The sequence below is a fragment of the Paenibacillus sp. 05T425 genome, assembly GCF_056396205.1.
The window spans coordinates 1-391 of record NZ_JBFTLA010000158.1; the positions used below are offsets into that span (position 1 = coordinate 1).

Annotated in this window: 1 protein-coding gene; it reads right to left on the reverse strand. The window is 67.5% G+C overall.

Going from position 1 to position 391, the window contains the following annotated elements:
- On the reverse strand, nt 1-391 hold a 391-nt coding region (locus AC1DF0_RS32570; protein ID WP_477577752.1), incomplete at both ends, for a hypothetical protein.

Genomic DNA, 391 nt, shown 5'->3' on the forward strand with positions numbered 1-391 from the left:
CGGTCAAGCGCAGGGCATGCGCGTCCAGCGGCGAAGCCGTGCGCTGGCGGGCGACCTTCGATGGCCGGCTGCTCAGCAGAGCCAACGCCGGCGCTGCCAACCAGAGCAACGCTAGTGGACCGGCTAGCGGCCAGGAGCTGGGCGCCAAGGCCAGGCCAACTGCGCTTATCAGCAGTGCAAGCGCGGTGCCACCAGCCATCAGCCGGTAACTGCCGCGCAGGTCTGGCAAAGGGCAGCTGGACGCCTGCGCAGCGGTGGTCCATTCGAGCAGGTGATCGTGGCTGGAGAACATCCGCACCAAGGTGCGCCCGATAGCGTCACCCATGCGCCATGCAAGGTCCGCCAAAAAGGCCAGCGAGAGCACAATCTGCAGAGCCGCGCGACGCAGGTC